We start from the raw sequence: 26,192 nt of genomic DNA on the forward strand, positions 1-26,192 counted from the left end.
GTTTATGAGTGATACGAATGATGCCAGTCTTTCCAAACAGGGTCATAGCCTTGCGCTTTTATCATTTCGATTATTTGCTCAGTTGACCTATTATCACATATTTCAAATTGTTCAAGTGAATCTTCGTCAACAGCGTAACCACCAGGGTTAGTTTTAGAACCTGCGCTCATAGAGGTAGCTCCCAATTTGATGATGTTATTTCTCAATACCTCATTTTCTCTGGTAGAGATAGATATCTCTAAATCTTCATTCCACAAGCGATAAGCGCATATCAGTTGCACTAAATCTCTGTCGTCCATTATAAAGTTAGGTTCAATCATTCCTTCAGCAGGGCGTAATCTTGGAAATGAGACAGAATACTTGGTTTGCCAATACGTTTTTTGCAAGTAGTTTATGTGTAAAGCATTGAAAAAACTATCGACACGCCAATCTTCAAGTCCCAGTAATACACCTAAACCAATTTTGTGTATGCCCGCTTTTCCAATTCTATCAGGTGTATCAAGGCGGTATTCAAAGTTTGACTTTTTTCCTTTTGGGTGATACTGTTTATAGACTTCTTTGTGATAAGTTTCTTGATACACTAAAACAGCATAAACACCTAAAGTAGCTAAGGTGCTGTACTCGTCTTCAGAAAGAGGTTGTACTTCAATAGAGATAGAAGTAAAGTCTTTTTTGATTTGTTCTACTGCTTGTTTGAAATAGTTAATATTCACGGTGTAGTTAGCCTCTCCTGTTACCAATAAAATATGGTCATAACCTTGTTTCTTGATAACATCAACTTCCTGTTTAATCTCCAGAGAAGTGAGCGTTTTTCTCTTAATTTTATTGTCCAGACTAAAACCACAGTAAGTACAAATATTTTGACACTCATTGCTCAAATACATCGGTGCGTAAAGAGAGATGGTTTTACCAAACCTTTTTTGAGTAACTGTATGACTTAGTTGTGCCATTGTTTCAAGATAAGGAGCAGCAGCAGGAGAGATGAGGTTGATAAAATCCTCAAGCGTTTTTTTAGGTTGTTGTAAACTCTGTTCAACTTGATGTACGGTAGTGGCGTATATTCTTTGTTTTACGTCTTCCCAGTTATATTGGTTAAAAGTATCTAAGAAAGCCATGGTTATTCTTGTAAAAAAGTGGTGAGTGGACTTGATGCTTGTGCGTGAGAACGAATACCTCCCAGTTTGGCTTCAAAAGCTTGTCTGCCTGAGATAACAGCATTTTTAAAAGCAGTAGCCATTAATGCAGGATTACCTGCTACGGCAATGGCTGTATTAACAAGAACTGCATCAGCTCCTAATTCCATTGCTTTAGCAGCATCAGAAGGAGCGCCTATTCCCGCATCAACAATAACAGGGACATTGCTGTTTTCGATAATAATTTCTAAGAAGTCGATAGTTCGCAAGCCTTTGTTAGTACCAATTGGTGCTCCTAATGGCATTACAACGGCAGTACCCGCATCTTCTAAGCGTTTACATAAAACAGGGTCGGCGTGAATATAAGGTAGAATAACGAAGCCTAATTTAGCCAACTCCTCTGTAGCCTTTAGCGTTTCAATAGGGTCAGGTAATAAATATTTAGGGTCGGGGTGTATTTCTAATTTAAGCCAATTTGTTTCTAAAGCCTCACGCGCTAATTGTGCCGCAAATATGGCTTCTTTTGCATTCCGTGCACCAGAGGTATTGGGCAATAAATTAATGTGTGGATGTTGCAGATGATTTAAGAGTAAATCAGTTTCTGTTTCTGCATCAATTCTTTTTAAAGCAACAGTTACTAACTCTGTTTCAGAGGCAAGTGTTGCAGCCTCCATTTGTACGGGAGAACCAAACTTACCTGTTCCCAAGAATAAGCGAGAGTTAAATTGTTTGTCTGCTATGTGGAGTAGTTTCATTTTAATATATCATTTAGTTGTGTGAGTATTTCTGTTTTGTCTTGCGCATTGTAGAGCAGGCCTGATAAAGCGATACCGTGTACGCCAGATTGGATAATCGAATGAATATCGCTGATTTCAATTCCACCAATAGCGATAATTGGAATGTTGATATTATCCTGTCTCATCTGTGTTAATAATTGTTGATAACCCTCTAAGCCAAGAACAGGACTAAGTTTGGCTTTGGTTGTTGTAAATCGGTAAGGCCCCAGACCAATGTATGTACATTGTTCGTGCGCACGTTGTAAGATATGTTCATACGTATTAGCCGTTCCTCCAATTATTTTGTTCGGTAAGAGTAGTTTTGCTTGAACAACAGACAAGTCGGTTAATCCTAAGTGTACACCATCCGCATCTATTGCTTTTGCTAAATCTACGTGGTCATTGATAATAAGTGTAGCCTTATACGTTTCACAAAGTTTTTTCACTTTTTCGGCAGTACTCCATCGAATAGAAGATAAAGTATTTTTAAAGCGGTATTGTATCCAATCTTGTCCAGCATCAAGTACTTTTTCAATGTGGTACAATTGTTCTTGTGGGGAATCCCCGTGACTGATATATTGAATTTTAGATAGCATGATATCCTAATAATGTATGGTTAGACTCTAAGTATTTTTCCATGTATCGCTTGGCGTTATACATAGCATATTCTATTGGTTCGCCCAAAGCTAAGTTGGCAGCGATAGCAGAAGAAAGCACACAACCAGAACCGTGTTTAGGGTAGTCAGATAGTTTTTTAGGAGCAAAGGTTTGTATGTTTTGTTTGTGAATGAGGTAATCAAAACCTAAAGCATTCTCATTATGCCCCCCTTTTAGAACAACCGTACAATATTGACTTAGTTCACGTGCTTTTTCTATGGCATCTTCATTTGTTTGTACCAAATCGTGTATCTCTAAGTAATTAGGAGTGATAATATCTATTTGGTTTAAAATCTGTAATAATGTCTTTTTCTCTATATTATCTGTAAACTCAAAAGCTCCAGTAGCTTTAAATACGGGGTCCCACACAATTTTTGTTGTAGGATATTTGTCTTTGATGAGGTTGATATAAAGAAGTAAATCTTTAGAATTTGGAATAATACCTATTTTAACCACATCAGGTTTATAGCGATTTAGTAAAGCAGATAATTGTTGTACGACAAACGCTTGTTTCTCCCAAGAGACAGTCAATACATTCTCTTCCGTTTGTATTGTGTTTGCCGTAATGACTGCTAATCCCAATACTCTGTGGTTTTCAAGTGTTTTAATGTCCGCCAGTGTTCCTGCGCCTCCCGTGGGGTCAAGACCTGCTATAGTTAAGACAATTGGTCGTAATGTTGACATAATTCAAATGTTTTTAAAGGGTTTTCAGATAGCCATATACTGCCAAGTAAGGCATAGTCTTCAAATCCCATTTGTTTAATAGCCGGTATATCGGTTGGCTTAATACCTCCTAATGCTACTAATGTTGTATGAGCATTGTCTTTTTTAGCTAATTCCTCTGTCCAATTTATTGATGATACATACCCAGGCTTAGATATACTTGGGTAAATTGGACTTATGAACGCTCTATGATAGATTGTTGATAACTTATTATACTCACTTATACAATGAACAGATGTTGATAACTTTGGTAAGTAACTGATATAGTTGTTAACAAGTGTTGTATTGATTGTTGATAAGTGTGTATAATAGCTGTCTAAATTGTTGATAACTTCTAAATACTGTTGAAAAAGGTATTCATTGTTGTTAATAACCTTGTTTGAAATGTGTATAACTAACTTTCTATGGTGCTGTTTATCTATCTTTTTTAGCCAAAGCTTTAGGTATTCAATATCACAATCAGGTTTTCTAACGTGGACAAGGGGCAAACCCTTATCAAACATTTTGTTGATAAGAGTTGCTTCTTGTTTTACCTCATTTGGCATCGTAATTAGAACCATTGTTATAGGTATATCTCTTTACCTGCCTCAATAAACTCTTCAGATTTTTCTTTCATTCCTTGTTCTGCCGAATCTCTAATCTCTTGAGATATTTTCATCGAACAGAATTTAGGTCCACACATTGAACAGAAGTGAGCTACTTTAGCACCATCCGCAGGAAGTGTTTCATCGTGAAACTCTCTTGCTGTATCAGGGTCAAGTGAAAGGTTGAATTGGTCTTCCCATCTAAATTCAAAGCGCGCTTTGCTCAAGGCATTGTCTCTGTATTGCGAACCTGGATGTCCTTTGGCTAAGTCAGCAGCGTGAGCGGCAAGTTTGTAAGTGATAACACCATCTTTTACGTCTTTTTTGTTTGGTAAGCCTAAGTGTTCTTTAGGCGTTACATAACATAGCATTGCCGTTCCGTACCATCCAATCATTGCAGCACCAATAGCAGATGTGATGTGGTCATATCCAGGAGCGATATCTGTTGTCAACGGACCTAAAGTGTAGAAAGGAGCTTCTCCACAATCGCGAAGTTGTTTCTCCATATTTTCTTTGATGAGGTGCATTGGTACGTGACCAGGACCTTCAATCATAACTTGTACATCGTGTTTCCAAGCGACTTTAGTTAACTCGCCTAATGTTTCTAATTCAGAAAACTGTGCTTTGTCATTTGCATCAGCAATAGAACCAGGGCGTAGTCCATCACCAAGAGAAAAGGCGATGTCATATTTCTTCATAATCTCACAGATATCTTCAAAATGAGTGTATAAGAAGTTTTCTTTGTGATGAAATAAGCACCACTTAGCCATAATTGACCCACCACGAGATACGATACCCGTAACGCGTTCTGCAGTTAAGTGAATATATCTTAGAAGTACACCAGCGTGTATAGTAAAATATGAAACCCCTTGTTCAGCTTGTTCTATAAGCGTATCTCTAAATATTTCCCACGTTAGATCTTCTGCAATTCCCTTCACCTTTTCAAGCGCTTGATAAATAGGTACAGTACCAATAGGCACAGGAGAATTACGAATAATCCACTCTCTTGTTTCGTGTATGTTTTTACCCGTCGAAAGGTCCATTATCGTATCAGCTCCCCATCGACAAGCCCACACTGCTTTTTCTACTTCCTCCTCAATTGATGAGGTAACAGCACTATTACCAATGTTTGCGTTGATCTTTACTAAGAAGTTTCTACCAATAATCATTGGTTCACTTTCAGGGTGGTTAATGTTGTTAGGAATAATAGCACGACCAGCGGCAATTTCGTCTCTAACAAATTCGGGAGTAATATAGTTTTTAGGAGTATTAGCATTGAAACTATTACCAGGATGTTGGTGTTTCATTGCCTTTGTAGCTTCGTTTAATTGCTCAATTTTTTGGTTTTCGCGAATAGCTACATACTCCATTTCAGGAGTAATAATACCCTTTTTAGCATAGTATAACTGCGTTACATTCGCATTATCCTTAGCCACTTTTGGCTTGTGTCTAAATTCAAATCTAAGATGGTCAAGTTTTTCATCTTGCAATCTCGCTTGTCCGTAGGCAGAAGTGATATTATCTAAAATGGTTACATCATTTCTATCAAGAATCCATTGTTCTCTAATTCGTGGAATACCTTTTCTAATATCAATTGTGATGTTAGGGTCAGTATAAGGTCCTGATGTATCATATACAGTTACAGGTGGATTTTTCTCTGTTCCACCACTTGCCAGTTTTGTATCACTTAATGTGATTTCACGCATTGCTACTTCAATAGGGAATAGGCTTCCTTTGATGTATACCTTTTTAGAATTAGGAAAAGGCGTTTGTGAGATTTTTTCGTGTTGTTCCATGTGTTTAGTTTTAGTTATGTTATTTTTTCAAATGGAATCAACCGCCTTGAGTGGCTGTAATAATCAAGATATTATCAGAAGGGTTTAGATAATAAGTAGCCCAATTATCTTTTGTAATCACTGTTTGATTAACAGCAATTGCAATGCCTTTTTGATGCGTTGGCTTATGAATATCAAGCATATTCTGGATGCTTAATTTATCACAGTTGAATTGTACTTTTTGATTGTTGATTTGTAATTCCATTCCATTGTTAATTTTGAGATATAACTTTAGGAATGGCTACAATAAGATACGGACGTACCTATTTATGAAGTCATCTTACTTTTCCCTACGCTGGTATTAACCAGATCAGGTTCAAAGGGTGAAGTCTCAGCCTACATAATGATGTAGACACCCCTAAAGTTGTTAGCAAATATAAACAAATTTTATTAGCATCCTATTGAATGATACTTTGTAGAGGAGTAAAAAAAGGTAGTTTATAAGCTATAAAATAGTCGTTAGGTGCTGATTTTAGGGCATAAAAAAAGGCAAGAAATTATTTCTTGCCTTTAGATATATTTGTTTTAGTAAATTAATTATGCAACCGATTTATTTGATATTTTGTTTACAATAACGGCAATTGCACCATCTCCCATTACGTTACAAGCAGTCCCAAAACTGTCCATCGCAATATAAAGAGCAATCATTAAACTTTGTTGTTCAGTATCAAATCCTAAGATTGAGTGTAACACTCCTAAAGAAGCCATAATAGCTCCACCAGGAACACCAGGAGCAGCTACCATTGCTATTCCTAACATAAAGATAAATCCTACAATTTGAAGAGGATCAATAGTGGCACCTTGTACGAGCATTAAAGCAATAGCACAAGCTACAATTTTAAGTGTACTACCACCAAGGTGAATAGTAGCACATAAAGGAATTGTAAAACCTGCAATAGTAGGGTTGACATCATTTTTTAAAGTTTGTTTTAAAGTAATTGGAATCGCCGCAGCAGAAGACTGTGTACCCAAAGCTGTAAAGTAAGCAGGTAACATATTTCTCATTAAAGTAAGCGGATTCTTTTTACTAACTACTCCAGCAATTGTATATTGGAATAGTAAAACAAAAATATGTAGAACGAAAATTACTCCGATGATCTTAACAAAAGTGTCAAGAACAGCAAAGACTTGTCCGTTATAAGTCATGTTTAAGAATATACCAAAAATAAAGAGCGGTAAGAAAGGAATAATAGCTCTGTTGATTAAAGACATTACTATTTTCTGAAACTCGTTAAAAACCCCTTCTAAATACGGGAAATCGTTTTTTGATATAGTTATTCCTAATAAGAAAGAAAGTATAAGAGCACTCATCACATCAAATAGAGGAGGCATACCAATTTCAAAAAAAGGAACTAAGTTTCTTGTATTTTCACTGATGTTTTCAAAAGATTCAGTAGAAAGGATACTTGGGAAAATAGAGTAACTTACCCCATAAGAAATGAATCCTGCAAAAAGTGTGGATCCATAAGCAATTGCTGTTGTTATAAGAAGTAGTTTACCCGCATTCTTTCCTATGTTTCCAATTGCTGGAACAATAAGACCAATAATAATTAAAGGAATGGAGAAGCTAAGGAAACTTCCGAAAATACTATTAAACGTACTGAAGATTCTACCTATTTGTTCAGGGAGAACGTTACCTAATATGCTACCTAAGAAAATAGCAATGATTATCTGCAAAAGCAGATGTTTTTTTAAGAATTTCATATTTTAAATCAATTGCGTAGAAGTAAATGTACGCAAAAAAACAAAAAGCCTCAGAATTTCTGAGGCTTTTTTAAATTATAATAAAAAGATTATCCTAAAGATGCTCTTTTGAATCCAGTGATTGCAACACCGAAAGCGTTAACGTAGTCTCCTACTTTTTTAGCCTCATCTTTAATAAAGTTTTGGTCTAATAAAGCTTTCTCTTGGTCTAAAGTTGTGTTATCGCTGATAAAACGTTGAATTTTTCCAGGAACGATTCTATCCCAAATAGCTTCTGGTTTACCTTCAGCTTTTAATTCAGCTTTAGCATCTTCTTCCGCTTTTTTCAATACTTCAGGAGTAATTTGAGCGTAAGAAATATATTGAGGTACATTTTTAAGAGTTTTTCCTAAACGTACTAATTCTTCATTTTCTTTTACGATAACAGCAATACGAGCTTCAGTTTCTTTAGCGATGAATTCTGCGTCAAAATCTTTGTAAGATAAAGTTTCAGCTCCCATAGAAGCAACTTGCATAGAGATATCTTTACCGATTTCTTCAGCTTTAGCAACAGCTTCAGATAAAGCAACGATAGCAGCAATTTTGTTTCCGTGTACGTAAGAACCGATGAAAGCACCATCTAATACTTCGAAAGAACCGATTTCGATTTTTTCACCGATAACTCCAGTTTGCTCGATACATTTTTCAGCAACAGTCATTGAAGCATCGTAAGGAGAAGCTAAGAATTCTTCTTTAGTATTAAAGTTGATAGCTTTTTCAGCTAATTCTTTAGCTAAAGTTTGGAAAGCTTCGTTTTTACCTACGAAGTCAGTTTCACAGTTTAATGTAATAACAACACCTCTAGTTTTATCAGCATTAACTAAAGCTACAGCAGCACCTTCGCTTGACTCACGGTCAGAACGGTTAGCAGCAACTTTTTGTCCTTTTTTACGTAAAACTTCGATTGCTTTATCGAAATCTCCTTCAGCTTCAACTAAAGCTTTTTTACAGTCCATCATTCCGGCACCTGTTTGTTGTCTTAGTTTATTTACTTCTGCAGCAGTAATATTCGCCATTTTAGTCGTATTTAAAGTTAATAATTAAAAAAAGTCGTTAGTGACAGTTGAATACAAAGGTAAACATCTATCAGCATAACGACTTTATGATATTGTTAAAAAATTATGCTTTAGCAGGAGCTTCTACTTTAGCAGCAGCTTCTTCTTTTTCAGATTTTCTTTCTGCATTACCTTCGATAATAGCAGAAGTAACTAAAGATAAAATTTTATCGATTGATTTAGAAGCATCATCGTTTGCTGGTATAACGAAATCAACTTGACGTGGGTCAGAGTTAGTATCTACCATAGCGAAGATCGGAATGTTTAATTTTTGAGCTTCTTTTATCGCAATGTGTTCAGCTTTAATATCTACTACAAATAGAGCTGCTGGTAGACGAGTCATGTCAGCAATAGAACCTAAGTTCTTCTCTAATTTAGCACGAAGACGTTCTACTTGTAAACGCTCTTTTTTAGAAAGAGTCATAAATGTACCGTCTTTTTTCATTCTATCGATTGAAGCCATTTTTTTAACAGCTTTACGAATAGTAACGAAGTTTGTTAACATACCACCTGGCCATCTTTCAGTGATGTAAGGCATGTTAGCCGCAGCTGCTTTTTCAGCTACGATGTCTTTTGCTTGCTTTTTAGTAGCAACGAAAAGAACTTTTCTTCCTGATGCAGCGATTTTTTTCAAAGCTTCATTAGCTTCTTCAATTTTAGCTGCAGTTTTATATAGATTGATAATGTGAATACCATTACGCTCCATATAGATATAAGGAGCCATGTTTGGATCCCATTTTCTAGTCATGTGTCCGAAATGAACACCTGCTTCTAGTAAATCTTTAACTTCTACTTTGTTTGCCATTTTCTAATAGTTTACGTTCTGTTACTTTAGCAATGAGTAAGTAGCGATTTCTCGGTCTTAATCATTTAGATGCTAAACTACCTCTTACAGCAATTGTAAGTGGGGCAACAAAAACCTAGATTTTTTAATAATAAATAAATATTAACGTTTAGAGAATTGGAATCTCTTACGAGCTTTCTTCTGACCGAATTTCTTACGCTCAACCATACGAGGGTCACGTGTAAGTAAACCTTCTGGTTTCAATACAGCTCTGTTTTCAACATCAATTTCACACATTGCTCTAGCGATAGCCATACGCACTGCTTCAGCTTGACCTGTTGTTCCTCCACCGTATACATTTACTTTAATATCAAAGTTCTCAGCATTTTCAGTTAATGAAAGTGGTTGTAAAACTTTGTACTGTAATGTACCAGTTGGGAAATAAATTTTAAAATCTTTTTTGTTTACTGTAATGTTTCCTGTTCCTTCTGAAACATAAACACGAGCAACAGCGGTTTTTCTTCTACCGATTTTGTGAATAACTCCCATTACTTAATTTCGTTTAAATTAACGGCTTTAGGTTGTTGAGCCTCATGCTTGTGCTCTACACCTACATTAACATTTAAATTACGGAATAATTGTGCTCCTAATTTGTTTTTAGGCAACATTCCTTTTACTGCTTTCTCAATTAATAATGCAGGGTTTTTCTCTTGCATTACTTTAGCAGTTAATGATCTTTGACCTCCTGGGTAACCAGTGTGACGGATGTAAGTTTTGTCATCCAATTTGTTACCTGTAAGGTTGATTTTCTCTGCATTGATAACGATTACGTTGTCTCCACAGTCTACGTGCGGTGTATAACTTGGTTTGTGTTTACCTCTTAAAAGTACTGCAACTTTTGAAGCAAGACGTCCCAAATTTTGACCTTCAGCGTCTACAATTAACCACTCTTTTTGAGCAGTTGCTTTGTTAGCTGATACTGTCTTGTAGCTTAAACTTTCCACAATAAATTTGTATTTAATTAAACATTCCATTCCCAATTAAGGGAGTGCAAAATTACAATTATTTATTTACTATACAAATACATAGCCGTATTTTTTGAATTAATTGGTATTCAAATGTTTGTATAGAAATTAAAATCGTTTTCACATTGCGAAGATATGTTTTTTTGTTGATGTTTTGAAAATTAGAATGTTAGGGGATTGCTAATTTGTTTTTAACCTCATTTACTGCAACTTCTGTGTAGCTAAATAGAATAAAATTGTTACGCTGTTCTGTTGTATATACGACTATGGTAAGGAGCTTTGTTTTTGTATTATTTCAATAAATAGATTTTAGCCTTTTTGTTTAAATGATGTATAAATCTGTAGCCTATTTTATTCTTTTTATCTACTTTAGTGGTGTAATTAATTATAGAATGAAGAAGTATATTTTGGTTAGTGCATTAGCTTTAAGCGGTGTATTACTTACAAGTTGTCAATCGAAAGAGAATAAAGTTGATCAAGTAGAGGAAAATGTCCAAACATCGAATGATGAGATGACGAATAAGGAGTTGGCAGATAAAGTAACGTTTAAAGCTGTTAAGGAGGTTTATGCTGAAGCACCAGATATGTTGAAAGTAAAAATGAAGAATAATTCTGACTACACATTGAATATGGGAACGGATTATTCAATTGCAGTTTTAAAGGATGGGGAGTGGACTGATTTTGATATGACAGGTACTGCTTTTACATTGATGTTGCAGATTGTGCCAATTGATGAAGAGGTTACTTTTGAGATGTCTTTATTTAAAGATGTTTTTACTTACGAAAAAGGAACTTATCGTTTTACAAAAACAATAAATGGAGGAGAGCACAGTTTTCAAAAATCAGTTGAGTTTACAATTGAATAGTTAATTCTATGTATAAAATAAAAATCCCCTTGACCTTTTTAATATAGTCAAGGGGATTTTTTATATGAGTCTTCAATAACTTATAGAAGATTATAATTTAGTAAAACTTAGGATTAAAGTTTTCCGGGTATTTTGCCATTTCTTTGCTGTAGTAAGGAGCTATTTCATCTAATACCTGTTCAAAAGTTTTATCTTCTACTTTAACAAGCTTCATAATTCCGCATTCTTTCTTTTTGTAATCAGCATAGCATAATGCAATTGGAATATCAGCTTGTTTAGCTATTTGATAAAATCCTTGTTTCCATCTGTCAGAATAACCTCTTGTTCCTTCAGGAGTATTTATCATTGCTATTTCATCTGCTTCATTAATTAATGTCACAGCATATTCGACAAGATTTTGTCTTTTTGTTCTATCGACTCCAATACAACCAAGTGCTTTAAAGAAGAAGCCAAACCACGATTTAGTATAGTAGTCTTTTATAAACATTTTGAACGGTACTCCAATAATCCAGAAACAAGCCAAACTATAGTAGAAATCCCAATTTGATGTATGAGGTACACAAATTAGAATAGACTTTTTAGCACCTTTAATAGATACATCATTCATCTGTAATTTCCACCCTGTAATACCAAGCATTATTTTGCCAAGCAGTTTTTTCATTCTGTAAAGTATTTATTTAAAGGGTAAATGTATGAATTTGGAGGATAATTATATCTATAAAAAAAAAGAAGTCTTAGTAAAAAGACTTCTTTTTTGGGAAAAGTTAGGATTAATCCTTTTGATAGCAATTTATATCAATATGTATTATGATATTATTTGCAGTCAATGATTTAGGTTATATTGCCTACAAACATAATACGTAGTGTGTTTACTTTGTTTATAAAACTTGTGAAACCTTAGTTTTTTTGAGTAAAGCACTTTTATAATACTGATTTATTAAAAAGAGTACGAGTAAGTAAGAGTAAAAGTTCTTCCTCTTCCGTTATAATTGAATAAAGCAGGTAAGTTGTAAACAGAGTAAAATGTTTGTGCTCTTTTGCTCCAAATACTTTGATAGTCCGTATTTAGGATATTTTGTACACCTAAGTTTAACTTACCAACAGGTAATTTGTATTCTACCATTAAATCTGTTGTGTTGTATGCTTTGATGGTATTTTTAGCTTCATCAGTCAATTTCATATTTTGAGTCGACTGTACTCTAAAAGACCAATTGTTATAAGCATAGCCTGCATAACCAATTACTTTAGATGGACTCGCTGTAGTGATGTCTTGTTTATTCCATTCATCATTTTTTTCAACTTCTGATGTAATGATTAATGTGTTTGCTCCAATTAAGAAACCATTTTTGGTATAAGAAACTTCTGCTTCAATACCCATATTTCTCAATTTCTGATCTAATAATAATACTTGGAAGTTCTTTTTATCAACAGATAAGTTTTTGTTTGAATGGCTAATAAAACCAGATATTTGACCTTTAAATCCACTATCAGTTTTAAATCGGTACCCTAATTCAAATTGGTTGGTTTTAATACCATTAAGAGGTTGGTCTTTTACATTTAAGCTCGACTGTAAGTCCCAATTTTGGGTAGTTGTGTTTAAGTTATATGTTCCATACCCATAGTATTTTGAAGGATCAGCAAGACTTACTCCCTGTGAGAATGTAGCCCAAGCTTGTTGATTTTGGGTTGGTTTATATAAGAATCCAAAATTTGTAGCTGTTGTATTATACGAACTTTTTCCACCTGGGATAATGTCAGCAGATTGTCCGTATCCCATATTAACTTGTGTGTTTTGAACAGATCCAACTATATCATCAATCTTGATATTTGTGTTTTGAAAACGTACACCTCCAGAAAGTTGAAATTGGTTTGTAATGTTGTACACAGCTTGTGCATAAGCTGCAAAGCTGAATGAATTGTTAGTTGGATAACGTGGAATGGTAAAAACAGTTTGGTTTACAAGACCACCACTTTGAAGTGATTTATCGTGGTCAAATACATTTTGATTTCCTTCAAATTTTTCAAAATCTAAATCTACTCCGTAAGTGAATTTTAAAAAGTTAATGTCTTTAGTCATAACTGCTTTAATCCCTGTATAGTGCGTGTTTTGTTGGGAAGCAGACATATATGTACGTTTTTCAGTAGGAAGTTTTACCGTACCAGGAAAAGGGTAGAAAGTTAGTTTTTCAGAGCGATGCGCTACTTGAACATACAAATCCTGTCCTCCTAAAATATTATTTCCGTTGTAACTAAGGTTAGTCATAAAGCGCTCTGTTCCTGGCTTATGGTCAGTTCTAAAGCCTTTTCTCATACTAATCTGACTTGGATCAGCATTTGTAAAGGCACCTAAATTGTCTCCTAAGAAAGCACTTTTATCTCCTTGAAAGCTTGAGTTGTAATATTGGACCAAAGCACTAATTTTATGAGCGTCGTTAAAGTTATAACTTGCTGTACCCATTAAATCAAGAGAGCGGTTGTATTGTAAATCTGTTTGCGCTATATCCGCCATAATTTGCTCATCATTCGCATCATAAGTAGCGCCATTATCTTGAAAGGCAGCAGAAATGCGCGTTGAGAATTTATCGTTTTTATAAGTCAATGATTGAGCTACTCGTAAATCGCGATCTGTACTTCCAGCAAAGCCAGAACGAGCAGAAACTTCAGAATCTCCTCCCCAACCAAAGTTGTTTGCTTTTTTAGTGATGATATTTACAATACCACCCGTTGCATTTCCTCCATAAATAGAGCTTGCTCCTGATAATACTTCAATTTTTGCAATGTTAAAAGGGTCAATGGCATCTAATTGTCGGCTAATATTTCTCAAACTATTTAGAGAAACACCATCAATCATAACCAGCATTGAACGACCTCTCATATTTTGACCATAATTAGAACGCCCTTGGCTACCAATATCTAATCCTGGAACAAGAATGGCAAGCATTTCTTTTAAAGAAACACCATTTTTATATTGTTGTTGAATTTGTTGTGTGGGAATTACCCATACAGTACCGGGGATTTCAGAGATGTTAGTTGGCTTTCTCGAAGCTACAATGACAATGTCATCTAAAGAGTTAGCAATTGAGTCAAGAGTTGTTTGGTTATATTTAGGTAACTCTTGTGCTACTGATAAGGCAGCAGAGAATAGGCAAATAAGGGTTGTAATTTTAGCCTTCATATCATATTAGTTTTGAATCTGATGGCAAAAGTAATAAAGAATAAGTCTAAATAAAAAATGCTACTCATTTTTATGAGTAGCATTTCAAAAAAAATATTTAGCAATCAATTAATGAGCTTCAAGCCAATTAAGTCCAGTTCCTAAGTCTACCACTAAAGGAACCTCTAATTGGAATGCTTTTTCCATTTCTGATTTTACCATTTCTTTTAATTTATTAAGTTCGTCTTTGTATACATCAAAGACAAGTTCATCGTGTACTTGTAATAGCATTTTAGATTGCCAGTTTTCATTTGTCAATCGATTGTGAATATTAATCATTGCTATTTTGATGATATCAGCAGCACTACCTTGTATCGGTGCATTTACTGCATTTCGCTCTGCAGCACCTCTAACTACAGCATTGTGTGAATTGATATCCTTTAAGTAACGTCTTCTACCTAATATTGTTTGTACATATCCGTTTTCACGTGCAAAGTCAATTTGAGAAGCGATATAGTCTTTTAACTTAGGATAAGTTGCATAGTATGTATCGATTAACTCTTTACTTTCAGCACGAGACAGATTTGTTTGATTACTCAATCCAAAAGCAGAAACACCATAGATAATTCCAAAGTTTACTGTTTTTGCATGACTTCTCTGTTCTTTAGTAACTTCTTCTAAAGGAACATTGAATACACGAGCAGCAGTAGAACGGTGAATATCTTCTCCTTTTTTGAAAGATTCAATCATATTTGGCTCTTGACTCAACGCAGCAATAATTCTCAATTCAATCTGAGAATAATCGGCAGCCAGTAACACATAGTTTTCATCACGTGCCACAAAAGCTTTTCTTACTAATCTACCTCTTTCTGTTCTCACAGGTATGTTTTGCAAGTTTGGGTTGTTTGAACTTAAACGACCTGTTGCCGCAACTGCTTGCATATATTCTGTATGTACTCTATTGGTTTTTGGGTCAACAACTTTTGGCAATGCATCTACATAGGTATTCTGCAATTTAATAAGCTGTCTCCACTCTAAAATATCACGAACAATTTCGTGTTTTGGAGCAAGGTCGCTTAAGATTTCCTCACCTGTTGCATACTGACCTGTTTTCGTCTTTTTAGGTTTTGGTCCTCCAATTTTTAATTTCTCAAATAAGATATCTCCTAATTGTTTTGGAGAAGCCAAGTTGAACTCTTCTTCAGCCTCACTATAAATGCGCTGTTCTAATTCTTTAATATCACTATCTAAAGTACCAGATAAAGATTGTAAAAAGTCAATATCTAAGCGAATTCCTTCCGCTTCCATATCGGCTAAAACTTTAACTAAAGGAACCTCAATATTCTTAAATAAATCGGCAGTTAATGTTTCAACTAATTTGGGTTGGAAAGTCTCCTTTAATTGCATTGTAATATCAGCGTCTTCACTAGCATATTCTTTTACCAGTTCAACGTCAATATCGCGCATTGTTTTTTGATTTTTACCCTTTTTACCAATAAGGTCAACAATTGGTTGTGGCGTGTACTTTAAGTACGTTTCTGCCAAAACATCCATATTGTGACGCATATCAGGGTTAATTAAATAATGAGCAATCATTGTATCAAACAAAGGTCCTTTTATTGAAATACCATATTGCTTTAATACTTTGATGTCATATTTTAGATTTTGTCCCACTTTCTCGATATCTTCTGACTCAAAGAAAGGGTTAAATTGTTGTACAAGTTTTTTGGCCTCTTCTTGGTTTTCAGGAACGGGAACATAAAAAGCGGTTCCCTTTTCAAAAGAAAAAGCAATACCAACTAATTCTGCATTTAAAGCATCAAGTCCTGTTGTTTCAGTGTCAAAACAAACACTTTTTTGTTGCATCAAATTTTGAACTAACAAGCGAATAGCCATAGGACTATTACAAACTTGATAAACGTGTTTCGTTGTTTCAAGTGTTGCAAAGTAACTATTTGAAGTTGTGTCATCACTATCATTTGGTACTCCAAATAAAGAGAATTGTTCGTCTTGTTGAGCAACTGCTTTTACTTCAGTAACAGGAGTAGGAGTAACCTCTCTACCATCGTTGAAAATTTTGTCAAACTGTTCTTTCATTCTTCTAAACTCTAATTCATTGAATAGAGCTTCAGATTTTTCAATATCTGGTTTTTCAAGAACATAATTATCAGCGTTGAATTGTACAGGACAATCAAGCATAATTGTAGCTAATTTTTTAGACAATAGTCCTTTTTCAATATTAGCTTCAATATTTTCTTTCATTTTACCTTTCAGCTGATTTGTATTAGCTAAAAGATTTTCCATTGATCCGTATTCTTTAAGAAATTTCTTTGCCGTTTTTTCACCAACCCCTGGTAATCCAGGAATATTATCTACAGCATCTCCCATCATTCCTAAGTAATCAATTACCTGTAAAGGATGTTCTACTTCAAATTTCTCTTTTACTTTGTCTACACCCCATATCTCAATACCATTACCCATACGAGCAGGTTTGTACATAAAGATATTTTCAGAAACAAGTTGTGCGTAATCTTTATCAGGGGTTACCATATAAACTTCGTAACCTTCTTTTTCTGCTTGTTTAGAAAGAGTTCCAATTAAGTCATCTGCTTCATATCCTTTTTCCTCTACAATTGGAATATGCATAGCCGTAAGTATTTCCTTGATATAAGGAATAGCTATTTTAATAGCTTCAGGAGTTGCATCTCTGTTTGCTTTATATTCTGGAAATAAAGCCACGCGATCTCTACTTCCTCCATTGTCAAAGGCAACAGCTAAGTGGTCAGGAGATTCTCTTTTGATAACATCTAAAAGGGAATTCATGAAACCTAATATTGCTGAAGTATCAAGTCCTTTCGAGTTGATTCTTGGATTTTTGATAAATGCGTAATAGCCACGAAAGATCAAGGCATAGGCATCTAATAAGAAAAGGCGGTTTTTATTAGCCATTTTGAATATGGTTTTTATTGAATTAAATTATAATGTTTTCAAAGATAGTGATTTTGTATAAGGACAAAAGAGCGTACAATGAGTTTCTTTTTTTATAATTTCTAAGGAATATTAAAAGTTGTTAAAGATTTTTTTATACTTTAAACAAAAAGGTAAATTTGTTATTTATAGATTATTGATATGGAGACAATTCCTATTTTAGGATTAGTTCTTGTTTTGTGTGAGTTTTATACGTTTCAAGCAGTAAGACAAATAACAAAAAGCAAGTTAATGAAAAGGCTATATGTGATTATTTCTGTATTGGTAATAGCATATATCGCTTACGGTTTATCACAATTTGACCGTCATCACGCTAAGAATCATCAGTCGATGGTTGCTATGGCTTTAGTAGTATTGGTTTATTTACCTAAATTGTTAATTGCACTTTTACTAATTTTTGAAGATTTAACACGAATCGTTAGAGGGATATTTTCTTTTTTCAAAAGGACTAAAGAAGAGAGAAGCAAGCAAGAAAGTTTTTTACCAGGAAGAAGAAAGTTTGTAGCAAATATCGCTTTAGGTGTTGCTGCGATTCCATTTTTATCTGTATTGCACGGAATAACAATAGGGCGTTATAAGTTTCAAGTGTATAAACACATTATAGAGTTTGAAGATTTACCAGAGGCTTTTGATGGATTTAAGTTTACACATTTGTCTGATATTCACTGTGGAAGTTTTGACAACAAAGAAAAAATTGAATATGCTATTGATTTGATTAATCAACAAGAATCAGATGCTTTATTGTTTACAGGAGATATCGTAAATAGTATTGCCGATGAGATGGTACCTTGGTTTGATGTTTTCAAAAAGATAAAAAAATATAAATATGGGAAGTATTCAATTTTAGGAAATCACGACTATGGAGATTATGTAAATTGGGATACTAAAGAAGAGCGTGATGCAAACTTCAAGGCAATTTGCGATATTAGTCCTGCGTTAGGCTTTAAGTTGTTGCGAAATGAAAATGTATGGTTTGAGAAAGACGGACAGCGCATTGCTTTAGTTGGAGTAGAAGATTGGGGAGTGAAGTTTATGCAGTATGGTGATTTAGACAAAGCGTCAGAAGGCGTAGAGGCAAAAGATTTTAAAATTTTAATGAGTCACGATCCATCACATTGGGATGCACAAATACGCGGACACAAGAAAAACTTTCAATTGACATTAGCAGGGCATACGCACGGGAGTCAGTTTGGAATAGAGATCCCTGGTTTTATTAAATGGAGTCCAATACAATATGTTTATAAACAGTGGGCAGGACTATATGAAAACTTAGGGAAATACATCTATGTTAATCGTGGTTTTGGGTATCACGCCTATCAAGGTAGAACGGGTATTTGGCCTGAAATAACGGTGATTGAATTAAAGAGAAAAAAGTAAGGTAATTCTATAAAAAATAATATTTTTGTAGAGTAAAAAGAGTTTAGAGTAAAATAAATTAAAGTTATATGTCAAAATTTGGAGATTTAGTAACGGCAGAAGTACCGGTGTTAATTCATTTTTTTGCAAAGTGGAATGAAGCCTGTACAACAATGAATCCAATCCTACACGATGTAGCTGCAATAATGGGGGACAAACTTAAGATTGTTAAGATTGATGTAGAGAAAAATAATGAATTAGTTGAAGCACTTAGAATTAAACAAGTTCCAACAATGATGTTGTATAAAAGAGGTACAATGATTTGGCGCCAAAGCGGTGTAATGGATGTTAATTCTTTAATCAGTGTTACTAAGACTTTATAATATTCCAAAAGAGTAACCTTCCTTGATAAGGTATTCTATTGTTTTTGGTAGTGCATATTTTAAGTTTTTTTCAGCTTTTATACTGTCGTGAAAAACAATGATACTACCAGGTTGAATAGCTGAAATAGCGTTTTGGTAACATTTTTCAGAGGAGATATTCTTATCGTAATCTTTTGAAATATGTGACCACATAATTATTTCATACCCTCGTTTTAAAAGTTCTTTCCCTTGATTTTGTTTTATTTTACCATAAGGAGGTCTGAATAATAGTTTAGGTAAAATAGTGTGTTTAGCCATCTCTTCGTGTGCAAGTAGAATGTTTTCTTCATAAGTGATTTTTTCATTCTTCCATCCATTCAAATGATTAAATGTATGGTTTCCTATGCGATGTTTATATGCTACTATTTGTTTAAATACTTCAGGATGTTTTCGAACATTATCTCCAATACAAAAGAAAGTAGCTTTTATATTGTATTTTTCCAATAGGTGTAATACCCATTCTGTAATATCTGGAATAGGGCCATCGTCAAAAGTTAAGTAAACAACTTTTTGATCAGTGATGCGCTTCCAAGTATATTTAGGAAAGAGATACGGAAAAATATGTCTTGATAGATTCATAATTCAAAGATAAAAAAAAGAGTAGTTAACCAAATAACTACTCTTTTTTAATGAATAACAATTAACAATTAAATTATTTTATACCACCACCCACAGCTCTGTACAATTGTACAATTGAGGTAAGTTGAGATAATTCTGTATTAATGTAAGCAAGTTGAGCGGCAAGTGCACTTTCTCTTGCTGTAAGAACATCAAGATAAGTAGCCATACCATTCACTAACAATTCTTCAGAGTATTCAGTTGCTTTTTCATAAGCCTCATACTCTTGTTTTTTCAATGTCAACTTGTTAGTTGAATTTTCAAAAGAATACAATGCGTCAGAAACTTCTTTAGATGCATTTAATATTGCCTTTCTGTAAGTTAAATACGCTGTTTCTTGTTTTGCTTGTGCAACTTGGTGTTGCGTTCTAATCTGTCTACCATTAAATAATGGTTGCGTAAGCCCACCAATGATATTAGCAAAGAATGAGTTTGTATCAAACAATTTAGAGAAATCAACACTTTGTAATCCACCATTTGCCGTTAAACGGATTGAAGGGTAGAAGTTACTACGAGCTACATTAGTTAATTCAAAAGCATTTACTAAACCATATTCAGCAGCTCTTACATCAGGTCTATTGCTTAATAATTGCATTGGTACCCCAACAGAAAGATCTGTGTTTAGTTTTTGGTCAAGTAAGCTACCTCTTTCAACCTTATCAGGAGTTCCACCTAATAAAATACTAAAAGCATTCTCTGTTAGTTTGATATTAGTTTCAAGGTCTATAAGCAAAGCCTTAGCGTTGAATAACTGTGCTTGTGTTTGTTTAACAGCAACTTCATTAACCTTTCCAGCTTCTTTTAACGCTTCGATAGTCTCTAAACTGTTTGTTCTATTGATAATAGTTTGTTCAGTTACTTTCTTTTGTTGGTCTAAAGCTAACAATTGGAAATAAGTTGTTGAAATAGTAGAAATAAGCTGAGTTTTCACAGCTTGATGAGCAGATACAGTTTGTAAGTACCCAGCAGCAAAAGCTCTTTTATTACTACGAATTTTTCCCCATACATCAAGTTCCCAAGAGAATGAACCTGTAACATCATACAAGTCGTTTTTTACTCTTGTATAACCGATCATTTGCCCTGTAATAGAGTTTTTAGATTGGTTTGAGTGTGTATAGTTAGCACCAAGATTTAATGTAGGAGCATATCCCCATTTCCCTTGTTGCATATATGCTTGAGCAGCATTAATATTTTGTAATGCTATTCTAATATCTAAGTTGTTCTCTAATCCTTTCTCGATATAATCAACTAAAATAGGGTCAGAGAATAACTCTTTCCATGACATATTTGCCATAGAAAGAGTGTCTTGAGATATTTTATCAGAACGGTATTGTTGCTCATCAATTACTTCAGGTCTATCATACGTTTTTGCAACGAAACAAGACTGCATAGTAAGTGCTAAAAGCGCAACCGGTAATACTCTATATAATGTTTGTTTTTTCATATTATCCTTGCTTAATCTCTTCAAATTTGATTGGTTTAATTTTCTCTTGAAGATATTGGAATATTGCATATAAAACAGGAATAACGAATACCCCAATGATAGTACCAATTAATAAACCAAATGCAGCTCCAGTACCAATAGATCTGTTTCCTACATCACCAACACCTTTTGCAAATACCAATGGCATTAATCCTAAGATGAAGGCAAATGATGTCATTAAAATTGGTCTTAAACGCGCTTTCGCACCGTTGATAGCTGACTCAGCAATTGATTCACCATGTTTACGTCTTTGAACCGCAAACTCAACGATAAGAATGGCGTTCTTCGCAAGAAGACCAACCAGCATGACCAGGGCAATTTGGAAGTAAATATTGTTTTCTAATCCTGCAAATTTCTGAGCAATGAAAGCTCCCATAATACCTGTAGGTAAAGAGAAAATTACAGCAAAAGGCAATAAATAACTTTCGTATTGAGCAGCCAATAAGAAGTAAACGAATACCACACATAAGAAGAAAATAATGATAGTTTGTGAACCAGCGTTAATCTCTTCACGAGTAAGACCTGTAAAGTCAATACTGTAGTTTGATGATAAAGTTTGTTCTGCAACTTCTTGGATTGCTTTAATAGCATCTCCTGAACTGTAACCAGGTTTTGGAGCACCAGCTACGTTTGAAGATGTAAATAAGTTGTAACGGTTAATTGACTGTGGTCCGTACACTTTTTTCAAATTAACGAACTGTGTAATCGGAGTCATTTCACCTGTTGCTGTTCTTACATAAATATCACTTAAGCTATTTACATCTGAACGATATTCTGGTAATGATTGAACCATTACACGGTATTGTTTACCAAAACGTGTAAAGTCAGCCGCATAAATACCTCCAATATATCCTTGTAATGCAGAGAAGATGTCATTTACTAATACACCAGATTCTTTTGCTCTTGGAATATTAAGATCTAATTCATACTGTGCATAGTTCGTATTGAAAGAAGATTGTGCATATAAAATCTCAGGACGTTGCATTAAAGCACCTAAGTATTCTTTTGATTTTTCGTCAAAGTGCGTTAAGTCACCTCCAGATTTATCTAATAATTTCATTTCAAAACCAGAAGACATACCAAAACCAGGGATACTTGGTGGTTGGAAGAAAATCATTCTCGCATCTTGGAACTGCGTAGCAGCGATACCAAATAATTTACCAATTACAACATCAGTAGCTAATTCTGGTGTAGTTCTTTTTTCGAAAGGCAATAGTTTAATCATCGCCATACCGTAGTTAGAACCTTGTCCGTTAATGAAAGAGAATCCAGATACAACGGTTACCCCATCAACTCCTGGAATATTTTCAACGATTTTAGAGAACTCTTGTTGTAAACTTACTACACGGTCTTGAGATGCACCTGCAGGTAGTTCAATGTTCCCCATAATAAACCCTCTATCCTCATTAGGAACGAATCCTGAAGGCATTGTTTTAGACGCATAGAATGTAAGTCCAATACAAGCAAAAAGGATTAAGAAAGTTACCCATTTATGTTTTAATAAGAACTTGAATGAGTTACCATATTTTTGTGTTAGACGGTTAAATCCTACGTTGAAAGCATCAAAGAAACGTTGAATAAAGTTTCTCTTTTTACCTTCTTTACTTCCGTGTTGTTTTAAGAAAACCGCACATAAAGCAGGACTCAATGTCAAGGCATTTACTGCAGAAATAATAATAGCCACAATTAAGGTAATACCAAATTGTTTGTAGAATACTCCTGTAGGACCTGAGATAAATGTTACAGGAATAAATACCGCCGACATTACTAAAGTAATCGAGATAATTGCTCCAGAAATCTCACCCATTGTATTGATACTCGCGTCTAAAGCTTCTTGGCCTGTTTCTTCCATTTTCGCGTGAACGGCCTCGACAACAACGATGGCATCATCCACCACAATACCAATGGCCAGTACAAGTGCGAAAAGCGTAAGTAAGTTCAATGAGAATCCAAATACATTCAAGAAGAAGAATGTACCTACAATTGCCACAGGAACTGCAATAAGAGGAATTAACGTAGATCTAATATCTTGTAAGAAGATGTAAACTACTACGAATACTAAGATAAATGCTTCAATTAAGGTGTGAACCACTTTACTAATCGATGCATCTAAGAATTCGTTTGTATCCATCAATACTTTGTACTCTAAACCGTCAGGTAAGTTTTTACCTAATCGCTCTAATTGCACGTGTAAGTCTTGAATAATTTCCTGTGCGTTAGAACCAGGCGTTTGGTAAATTGCCATAGCAACAGCAGGATGTCCATCAAGAGCAGAACTACCTACATAAGATTGAGCTCCTAATTCAATATTAGCAACATCTTTTAATCTTAAGATTTGTCCGTTGTTTAATGACTTAACAACAATATTTTCATATTGTTCTTGTGTTTTATATCTACCACTATATTTGATAACATATTGGAAAGCCTCCCCGTTATTTTCACCTAACTGTCCAGCTGTAGCCTCCAAACTTTGTTCGTTTAATACACGTACAACATCAGAAGGGACTAAGTTATAAGCCTTCATTTTTACAGGGTCAATCCAGATACGCATCGAGTAGTTTCTCGATCCAAATGCTTGTGCATCTCCAACACCACTAACACGTTTTAACTCAGGAATAACGTTAATATTCATGTAGTTTTGAATGTAGATAGCATCGTAATTTGGACTTGTAGAATAGAAAGACAAGAACATTAAAGCACTGGTTTGCTGTTTCTGAGTAGTTACCCCAGAACGAGTTACCTCTGCTGGTAATAACGGTGTAGCACGAGCCACACGGTTTTGTACGTTTACCGCAGCAATATCAGGATCAACCCCTTGCTTAAATACAACTTGAATACTTGCACTACCATCATTACTTGCAGTAGATGTAATATAGTCCATGTTTTCAACCCCATTCACTTGTTCTTCGATTGGGATAATCACAGATTGCATCACCGTTTCAGCATTCGCTCCAGGATAAGCTGCAGCAATCTGAACTGTCGGTGGTGCAATATCAGGATATTGCGTCACAGGAAGTGCTGATAGTCCCAGCACCCCTAAGATTACTATTAAGATAGAAATTACTGTAGATAATACAGGTCTTTCAATAAAAGTTTTTAACATAGTTTAAAACGTTGTGTGAATGTTTTCATTAATAGACTCAAATTTCACTGGCTGTGGTGTGATAGCAGTTCCAGGTCTTAATGTACCTAAACCAGCACCAACAATTTTGTCTCCTTGTTTTAGTCCTTCTTTAACAACAGCAAGTTTGTTTACACGATCAATAACTTCGATTTTAGCTGCTTTAGCTGTATCGTTAACCACTGCAAACACATATACTTGTCCTTGTTGCTCGAATGTAGCAGACTCAGGAACAACCACAACATCTTTATGTTCTTGAGGAACTAATAATTTACCGCTGTTTCCGTTGCTTAAAATATGTCCACTATTTGGGAAAAGAGCACGTACTTGAACAGTACCAGTAGCAGTGTTTATTTGCCCTGTAATTGTTTCAATTTTACCAGGTGTTTCATACGTTTGTCCGTTTGCAAGCACAAGTTTAACTTCAGGTAAATTAGCTACTTTTTCTTTCAATGATTTTCCAGGAATATTTTCCAAGAAGTTGAAATAATCTTTTTCATTCATTGAGAAGTAGGCAAACATTTCGCTATCGTCAGAAACAATAGTTAATGGATTTGGATCACTTGGGCTAACAAGAGAACCAACACGGTAATTGATAGCTCCAACGATTCCGTCAATAGGACTTTTAATGATAGAGTAATCAATATTTGCAACAATGCTTTGGTGTTGTGCTTTAGCAGCAGCTAATTGACTTTTAGCACTTGCTAAGTTTGCCTCAGCAGTTTTTAATTCAATAGCACTGATAATTCCCTTTTGCACAAGAGGTGTCAATTTATCAACATTAACTTGAGCAACGCTTACTTGAGCTTCAGCAGTTCTGACAGAAGCTTTAGCAGCATCAGCACTTTCATTAAGCATATTTGTTTCAAGTCTGAAAAGAGGTTGTCCTTTTTTCACGATAGAACCTTCGTCAACATATAATTCCTGAATATATCCAGCAATTTTAGCTCTAACACTACTTGTCGTTTTACCTTGAATTGTTGTTGGAAAAGTATTGTAACCTATAACATTCTGTGTAGGTACTTCAATTACTTTGTATGGCATTGGGCCATGTGCAGGAGCTTGCTGATCTTTTTTTCCACAAGATGTAACGCTTATTGCAAGCGTTGCAAGAACTGTAGTATAGAAATAACGTTTCATATAATAACTTAATTTGTACTTTTTAGTTTTTCAATTGTTTTTGTGAGTTGTGATATACTTTCTTCTAAGTGTTCAATGTATAAATTCATCTTCCCTTGACAGTTGTTAGAATTAATCATTCCTTCTTCTAAGTAGTTTTTCATTTTCAAACTTAGAATTTGTTCTCTGTCCAGTAAGTCTTTAATTAATTGTAGTCTTATCGTTATATAATTAGGGTTTAACCTAAAAAAACGTTTCCGTTCGTCAATCTTATTAAAATGTTCAATTTGATTGTTTGATATCAATAGATTCAAACTTGTAGAAACAGAACTTTTACTTGCGTTTAGTTTTTCAACTAACTCATCAAAAGTCACACCATCTCTATTATTGTTAAACATAATATAAGTGTAAATCTGTGCTGTCAATGGAGAAAAGTGGTAAACTAACTCGTAATGGGCACAGTAATCTTGAAATAAATCAACTAATCTTTGATCGTATTGCATCTTATATATTACATAATTAAGGTGCAAATATAGTGTTAGTTTTGTAATTACCGAACTAAACAAACTAAAAGTTATATTAAAATATATAAAGATAGAGTTTAATCCATTTTTATAGTGTTTTCGCAAGCTGTGTTGTAAAAGTAACTATAATTGACTGATTAATATATGTTTGAGTTTTAAGTAAATGTTAAATTTTTAAGATAAGTGTATCTTGTGTTTTTGGAGTAAAAGAGAAGAGGTAATTATT

The 26,192-nt window shown here is 34.4% G+C and carries 23 protein-coding genes and 1 riboswitch; of the genes, 3 read left to right on the forward strand and 20 right to left on the reverse strand.

The window, feature by feature from the left end:
* Window positions 1-2: 2 nt before the first annotated feature.
* The 12 genes from thiH to rplM form a co-directional block, all read right to left on the reverse strand.
* Window positions 3-1,115: a 2-iminoacetate synthase ThiH gene (gene thiH / locus GQS07_RS05635; protein WP_158209982.1), complete on the reverse strand. Its 1,113-nt coding sequence runs from the start codon at window positions 1,113-1,115 to the stop codon at window positions 3-5.
* A gap of 2 nt (window positions 1,116-1,117) precedes the next feature.
* Window positions 1,118-1,888 carry a thiazole synthase gene (locus GQS07_RS05640; RefSeq protein ID WP_158209983.1) on the reverse strand — a complete coding sequence of 257 codons (771 nt, stop codon included), beginning with the start codon at window positions 1,886-1,888 and terminating at the stop codon, window positions 1,118-1,120.
* Complete coding sequence (gene thiE / locus GQS07_RS05645; RefSeq protein WP_158209984.1) at window positions 1,885-2,505, reverse strand: thiamine phosphate synthase; 621 nt, start codon at window positions 2,503-2,505, stop codon at window positions 1,885-1,887. The genes GQS07_RS05640 and thiE overlap by 4 nt, the downstream gene beginning before the upstream one ends.
* Window positions 2,495-3,250: a hydroxymethylpyrimidine/phosphomethylpyrimidine kinase gene (locus tag GQS07_RS05650; protein ID WP_158209985.1), complete on the reverse strand. Its 756-nt coding sequence runs from the start codon at window positions 3,248-3,250 to the stop codon at window positions 2,495-2,497. The genes thiE and GQS07_RS05650 overlap by 11 nt, the downstream gene beginning before the upstream one ends.
* On the reverse strand, window positions 3,223-3,849 hold the full coding sequence (locus GQS07_RS05655; RefSeq protein WP_158209986.1) for a thiamine phosphate synthase: 627 nt from the start codon (window positions 3,847-3,849) through the stop codon (window positions 3,223-3,225). The genes GQS07_RS05650 and GQS07_RS05655 overlap by 28 nt, the downstream gene beginning before the upstream one ends.
* A gap of 2 nt (window positions 3,850-3,851) precedes the next feature.
* Entirely contained in the window at window positions 3,852-5,669 is a 1,818-nt protein-coding gene (gene thiC / locus GQS07_RS05660; RefSeq protein WP_158209987.1) for a phosphomethylpyrimidine synthase ThiC, read from the reverse strand.
* A 37-nt stretch (window positions 5,670-5,706) separates the two neighbouring features.
* Window positions 5,707-5,913 carry a sulfur carrier protein ThiS gene (thiS, locus tag GQS07_RS05665; protein ID WP_158209988.1) on the reverse strand — a complete coding sequence of 69 codons (207 nt, stop codon included), beginning with the start codon at window positions 5,911-5,913 and terminating at the stop codon, window positions 5,707-5,709.
* 65 nt (window positions 5,914-5,978) lie between these two features.
* Window positions 5,979-6,078: riboswitch (TPP riboswitch) on the reverse strand.
* Between the two features lie 167 nt (window positions 6,079-6,245).
* Window positions 6,246-7,412: a dicarboxylate/amino acid:cation symporter gene (locus GQS07_RS05670; protein WP_158209989.1), complete on the reverse strand. Its 1,167-nt coding sequence runs from the start codon at window positions 7,410-7,412 to the stop codon at window positions 6,246-6,248.
* An 89-nt stretch (window positions 7,413-7,501) separates the two neighbouring features.
* Window positions 7,502-8,467 carry a translation elongation factor Ts gene (gene tsf / locus GQS07_RS05675; RefSeq protein ID WP_158209990.1) on the reverse strand — a complete coding sequence of 322 codons (966 nt, stop codon included), beginning with the start codon at window positions 8,465-8,467 and terminating at the stop codon, window positions 7,502-7,504.
* A gap of 103 nt (window positions 8,468-8,570) precedes the next feature.
* Window positions 8,571-9,311 (reverse strand): 30S ribosomal protein S2, encoded by a 741-nt coding sequence (rpsB, locus tag GQS07_RS05680; RefSeq protein ID WP_090405891.1) that lies wholly within the window; start codon window positions 9,309-9,311, stop codon window positions 8,571-8,573.
* A gap of 141 nt (window positions 9,312-9,452) precedes the next feature.
* A complete protein-coding gene (rpsI, locus tag GQS07_RS05685; protein WP_158209991.1) occupies window positions 9,453-9,839 on the reverse strand; it encodes a 30S ribosomal protein S9 in 387 nt (128 codons plus the stop codon).
* A complete protein-coding gene (gene rplM, locus GQS07_RS05690) occupies window positions 9,839-10,294 on the reverse strand; it encodes a 50S ribosomal protein L13 (protein ID WP_158209992.1) in 456 nt (151 codons plus the stop codon). Before rplM ends, rpsI begins: the two co-directional genes overlap by 1 nt.
* A 413-nt stretch (window positions 10,295-10,707) precedes the next feature.
* Between rplM and GQS07_RS05695 the strand changes: the two genes are divergently transcribed.
* The gene (locus GQS07_RS05695) at window positions 10,708-11,181 is read left to right on the forward strand and encodes an immunoglobulin-like domain-containing protein (protein WP_158209993.1); all 474 of its coding nucleotides are present in this window, start codon (window positions 10,708-10,710) and stop codon (window positions 11,179-11,181) included.
* A 97-nt stretch (window positions 11,182-11,278) separates the two neighbouring features.
* On the opposite strand, the gene GQS07_RS05700 is transcribed toward GQS07_RS05695, so the two are convergent.
* From GQS07_RS05700 to polA, 3 genes are all read right to left on the reverse strand, one after another.
* Window positions 11,279-11,842, reverse strand: a complete 564-nt coding sequence (locus GQS07_RS05700; RefSeq protein WP_158209994.1) for a 1-acyl-sn-glycerol-3-phosphate acyltransferase — start codon at window positions 11,840-11,842, stop codon at window positions 11,279-11,281.
* A gap of 276 nt (window positions 11,843-12,118) precedes the next feature.
* Window positions 12,119-14,356, reverse strand: a complete 2,238-nt coding sequence (locus tag GQS07_RS05705) for a TonB-dependent receptor (RefSeq protein ID WP_158209995.1) — start codon at window positions 14,354-14,356, stop codon at window positions 12,119-12,121.
* A 108-nt stretch (window positions 14,357-14,464) separates the two neighbouring features.
* On the reverse strand, window positions 14,465-17,284 hold the full coding sequence (gene polA / locus GQS07_RS05710; protein ID WP_158209996.1) for a DNA polymerase I: 2,820 nt from the start codon (window positions 17,282-17,284) through the stop codon (window positions 14,465-14,467).
* A gap of 180 nt (window positions 17,285-17,464) precedes the next feature.
* On the opposite strand from polA, the gene GQS07_RS05715 reads away from it, so the two are divergent.
* Both GQS07_RS05715 and GQS07_RS05720 read left to right on the forward strand, forming a co-directional pair.
* Complete coding sequence (locus tag GQS07_RS05715) at window positions 17,465-18,700, forward strand: metallophosphoesterase (protein WP_233269316.1); 1,236 nt, start codon at window positions 17,465-17,467, stop codon at window positions 18,698-18,700.
* 68 nt (window positions 18,701-18,768) lie between these two features.
* The gene (locus GQS07_RS05720; RefSeq protein WP_090405873.1) at window positions 18,769-19,062 is read left to right on the forward strand and encodes a thioredoxin family protein; all 294 of its coding nucleotides are present in this window, start codon (window positions 18,769-18,771) and stop codon (window positions 19,060-19,062) included.
* Here the strand turns inward: GQS07_RS05720 and GQS07_RS05725 are convergent.
* From GQS07_RS05725 to GQS07_RS05745, 5 genes are all read right to left on the reverse strand, one after another.
* The gene (locus tag GQS07_RS05725; protein ID WP_158209997.1) at window positions 19,057-19,680 is read right to left on the reverse strand and encodes a polysaccharide deacetylase family protein; all 624 of its coding nucleotides are present in this window, start codon (window positions 19,678-19,680) and stop codon (window positions 19,057-19,059) included. The two genes, GQS07_RS05720 and GQS07_RS05725, sit on opposite strands and share 6 nt — an antisense overlap.
* 73 nt (window positions 19,681-19,753) lie before the next feature.
* Window positions 19,754-21,163, reverse strand: a complete 1,410-nt coding sequence (locus tag GQS07_RS05730) for an efflux transporter outer membrane subunit (protein WP_158209998.1) — start codon at window positions 21,161-21,163, stop codon at window positions 19,754-19,756.
* 1 nt (window position 21,164) lies between these two features.
* Entirely contained in the window at window positions 21,165-24,305 is a 3,141-nt protein-coding gene (locus GQS07_RS05735; protein WP_158209999.1) for an efflux RND transporter permease subunit, read from the reverse strand.
* Between the two features lie 3 nt (window positions 24,306-24,308).
* On the reverse strand, window positions 24,309-25,463 hold the full coding sequence (locus tag GQS07_RS05740; protein WP_158210000.1) for an efflux RND transporter periplasmic adaptor subunit: 1,155 nt from the start codon (window positions 25,461-25,463) through the stop codon (window positions 24,309-24,311).
* An 8-nt stretch (window positions 25,464-25,471) separates the two neighbouring features.
* The gene (locus tag GQS07_RS05745; protein WP_158210001.1) at window positions 25,472-25,945 is read right to left on the reverse strand and encodes a GbsR/MarR family transcriptional regulator; all 474 of its coding nucleotides are present in this window, start codon (window positions 25,943-25,945) and stop codon (window positions 25,472-25,474) included.
* Window positions 25,946-26,192: the final 247 nt, after the last annotated feature.

This window comes from Myroides phaeus (assembly GCF_009799805.1).
Classification (GTDB): Bacteria; Bacteroidota; Bacteroidia; order Flavobacteriales; family Flavobacteriaceae; genus Flavobacterium; species Flavobacterium phaeum_A.

Coding starts and splice junctions, on each gene's coding strand:
- thiH (WP_158209982.1), bottom strand. CDS start 1,115: ATGGCTTTCTTAGATACTTTTAACCAATATAACTGGGAAGACGTAAAA.
- GQS07_RS05640 (WP_158209983.1), bottom strand. CDS start 1,888: ATGAAACTACTCCACATAGCAGACAAACAATTTAACTCTCGCTTATTC.
- thiE (WP_158209984.1), bottom strand. CDS start 2,505: ATGCTATCTAAAATTCAATATATCAGTCACGGGGATTCCCCACAAGAA.
- GQS07_RS05650 (WP_158209985.1), bottom strand. CDS start 3,250: ATGTCAACATTACGACCAATTGTCTTAACTATAGCAGGTCTTGACCCC.
- GQS07_RS05655 (WP_158209986.1), bottom strand. CDS start 3,849: ATGGTTCTAATTACGATGCCAAATGAGGTAAAACAAGAAGCAACTCTT.
- thiC (WP_158209987.1), bottom strand. CDS start 5,669: ATGGAACAACACGAAAAAATCTCACAAACGCCTTTTCCTAATTCTAAA.
- thiS (WP_158209988.1), bottom strand. CDS start 5,913: ATGGAATTACAAATCAACAATCAAAAAGTACAATTCAACTGTGATAAA.
- GQS07_RS05670 (WP_158209989.1), bottom strand. CDS start 7,412: ATGAAATTCTTAAAAAAACATCTGCTTTTGCAGATAATCATTGCTATT.
- tsf (WP_158209990.1), bottom strand. CDS start 8,467: ATGGCGAATATTACTGCTGCAGAAGTAAATAAACTAAGACAACAAACA.
- rpsB (WP_090405891.1), bottom strand. CDS start 9,311: ATGGCAAACAAAGTAGAAGTTAAAGATTTACTAGAAGCAGGTGTTCAT.
- rpsI (WP_158209991.1), bottom strand. CDS start 9,839: ATGGGAGTTATTCACAAAATCGGTAGAAGAAAAACCGCTGTTGCTCGT.
- GQS07_RS05695 (WP_158209993.1), top strand. CDS start 10,708: ATGAAGAAGTATATTTTGGTTAGTGCATTAGCTTTAAGCGGTGTATTA.
- GQS07_RS05700 (WP_158209994.1), bottom strand. CDS start 11,842: ATGAAAAAACTGCTTGGCAAAATAATGCTTGGTATTACAGGGTGGAAA.
- GQS07_RS05705 (WP_158209995.1), bottom strand. CDS start 14,356: ATGAAGGCTAAAATTACAACCCTTATTTGCCTATTCTCTGCTGCCTTA.
- polA (WP_158209996.1), bottom strand. CDS start 17,284: ATGGCTAATAAAAACCGCCTTTTCTTATTAGATGCCTATGCCTTGATC.
- GQS07_RS05715 (WP_233269316.1), top strand. CDS start 17,465: ATGGAGACAATTCCTATTTTAGGATTAGTTCTTGTTTTGTGTGAGTTT.
- GQS07_RS05720 (WP_090405873.1), top strand. CDS start 18,769: ATGTCAAAATTTGGAGATTTAGTAACGGCAGAAGTACCGGTGTTAATT.
- GQS07_RS05725 (WP_158209997.1), bottom strand. CDS start 19,680: ATGAATCTATCAAGACATATTTTTCCGTATCTCTTTCCTAAATATACT.
- GQS07_RS05730 (WP_158209998.1), bottom strand. CDS start 21,163: ATGAAAAAACAAACATTATATAGAGTATTACCGGTTGCGCTTTTAGCA.
- GQS07_RS05735 (WP_158209999.1), bottom strand. CDS start 24,305: ATGTTAAAAACTTTTATTGAAAGACCTGTATTATCTACAGTAATTTCT.
- GQS07_RS05740 (WP_158210000.1), bottom strand. CDS start 25,463: ATGAAACGTTATTTCTATACTACAGTTCTTGCAACGCTTGCAATAAGC.
- GQS07_RS05745 (WP_158210001.1), bottom strand. CDS start 25,945: ATGCAATACGATCAAAGATTAGTTGATTTATTTCAAGATTACTGTGCC.